This window comes from Dysgonomonas sp. PF1-14, assembly GCF_029892965.1.
Taxonomy (GTDB): domain Bacteria; phylum Bacteroidota; class Bacteroidia; order Bacteroidales; family Dysgonomonadaceae; genus Dysgonomonas.
The window spans coordinates 1-2,515 of record NZ_JARXWN010000038.1; the positions used below are offsets into that span (position 1 = coordinate 1).

Here is a 2,515-nt window from a genome sequence, read left to right on the forward strand (position 1 = left end):
TGTAGGCTAAGCACCCGGCGCCGTATCATATTACTATGGTCGGTTTCCAAGCACTCGCCTCCGAACCGGACGTACACCTTCCAGCGTATCCGGCTCTCCACTAAAGTATCAGTCCATTCTCCCAATGTCAGTCAATTTGTGACAAGTTCCACAGAGCGCGATAGTTTTTCTACGCCTTGCAATCATGTGTCTTTCCCAAGGCTTTTTATTATCTAAGCCTTTGAGTTTTCTTACATGGTGCATTTGCAGTTTCTTATCTGTTGCTCCACACAATTCACATCTTTCAGCTTTTAACCTGTCTGTCAGACTGGTAGTGCTGATAGAATATGATGCTAATAGATTGTCAACCCATGACTGATAGTTGGGATTTTTGCGTTTGAAACCTTCATTGTAAAAGACCCTGATTCGGTTTTCACCTTTCTTATTTCTGAAGTGTACAGTAAATACTTTGTTTTGCTTATATCTACGGCATATCTTTACAACAGAAGTCCGATATTTTAGAGCAAGAGTTTTGTACATACTGTATTCCATAATATACTTGAAGGCGTGCATTATCGAACAGTTATTGGCAATTGAGTAATAATTGTAGAGACCTCTGATTTCAGAGTTATACCTATCCAGTATTTCAAGGTCATCATTATTTATAAACTGGACCCGGGCTTTCGGTTTCCATTGCTCTTTTCCGTTATGTGTTTTGATTTCCAAAACACCGTATTCGAGTAACTTCTTCTTCATAACATCCGTTGTCAGTTTTAGATATACCTTTTTATTAAAGGCTCTCATAAGACGACCCGCTTTATTCCTTTTGGTAAGGTTGGATTTTCGAACATAGATTTCATATCCGAGGAATTTTGCAGATTTCTCCGTATGGGTAATCAGCGTTTTCTCGTCCGACAGTTCTAATTTTAATTTGGATTGAAGAAAATTCTTGATATCCTCTTTAATCTTTTGGCTGTCTGATTTGCTGCCGATAATCCCTATAAGGAAGTCATCTGCATACCTCACATATTTCATTCTTCTATAATCGTAATCCATTTCGTCTCCACATGAGATTAAGGCTCTTTCCTTGTCAAATGCTTTAATCTGTTTGATAATTGTTTTTCTTTCATCTTTGTCAGTTACACTTTTTAGTTTCACCACAGCGAGCCTTTTTCCATATTCATATTGAATACGCTCTTTATTTGTTTTGCGATTTTCCCCTCTATCAAATTTTCGGATATATTCCATTATGTATTTGTCCAGTTTATCCAAATAGATATTAGCCAGTATCGGACTGACAATACCTCCCTGTGGAGTGCCACTGTGTGTTTTATGGAATTTCCAATTTTCAATATATCCTGCATTCAAGAACTTCCGAATCAGTCGTATGAATCGTTCATCAGAGATACGCTCTCTTAAAATATCAATCATTACATCATGGCTGATATTATCAAAGAATCCTTTAATATCTCCTTCAACGAACCATTTCGCACCATTGAATGTCTTTTGAATCTGACTTAATGCGGTATGGCAACTTCGTTTGGGTCTGAAACCATAAGAACAGTTTTCAAAATGTCCTTCGTAAATGGCTTCAAGAATCATTCTTATTACCTCTTGCACCAGCTTATCATCAATAGCAGGCATTCCCAAAGGGCGTACTTTCCCGTTTTTCTTCGGTATGTAGGTTCTTTTTGAGGGTTGGGGCTGATAACTTTCGTCTTTCAACGATTGTATCAGTTTTTCAATTCGAGATAGGTTCATTCCGTCAATAGTCTTGCCGTCAGAACCCGGAGTCATATTGCCCGGTTTCGCATAAATACGTTGATAGGCAACATAAAACATCTCTTCATTGAACAAAACACGATAAAGCCTTTCATACTTGTAGGTTGAAAGCTTGCTGTGTTTCGCCAGACTGTTTAATACTCTTTCTGAATTTCTCATAATGTCTCTCACATTTTTCGTTAATTGTATTAAAACTACATTTAGCTGCCTCCCTTCGCCATGTACAGGTCATTACCCTGCTCGGACTACTACGGAGGCTCCGTTACCACTCCGGATATTCAGGGGCAACCCCCATAGCCTTACAACTGGCTTTCCGGTATAGGTAATCCCCGTTTGCATACATAAAGAACTATGAGACTATACATAGTCTCTGGCACGACAGATTGTCGGATACGACTTTCATCCTTTACTGCTTATTGCAGTTGCGCTGTGATTAGTTCCTGCACTTCCTCCTCAAAGACTGGAAGAAGTGAATCACAGTACGACGAGTATAGTTATCTTGACGTCGCAGGTACAGCCTAATACCGCTCAGATTATCGTTCAATCAATCCAGATTTTATCCTCGTATCTGTCTTTTCATCTCCCCATTCAGTCGCAACCTGATAACTGGTTGACTTATGGTCTTCCCGGCATGCTACACTCCCTGTTCGGTTAATTTCCCTTTCAGATAAGCCGGGTGATGATAGGTTTTTCAAAGAACACTTACCTAATCCTTGCCAAAGGATATTTCTTATGCTGCCTTGACGGGCGCACC

At 39.6% G+C, this 2,515-nt stretch carries 1 protein-coding gene and 1 pseudogene; both read right to left on the reverse strand.

From position 1 onward, the window contains the following. Window positions 1-108 precede the first annotated feature (108 nt). Window positions 109-1,920 (reverse strand): group II intron reverse transcriptase/maturase, encoded by a 1,812-nt coding sequence (gene ltrA / locus M2448_RS20235; RefSeq protein ID WP_280647994.1) that lies wholly within the window; start codon window positions 1,918-1,920, stop codon window positions 109-111. A gap of 374 nt (window positions 1,921-2,294) precedes the next feature. Beyond that, window positions 2,295-2,515: pseudogene (locus M2448_RS20240) on the reverse strand (hypothetical protein); the annotation flags it as partial.

Coding starts and splice junctions, on each gene's coding strand:
- ltrA (WP_280647994.1), bottom strand. CDS start 1,920: ATGAGAAATTCAGAAAGAGTATTAAACAGTCTGGCGAAACACAGCAAG.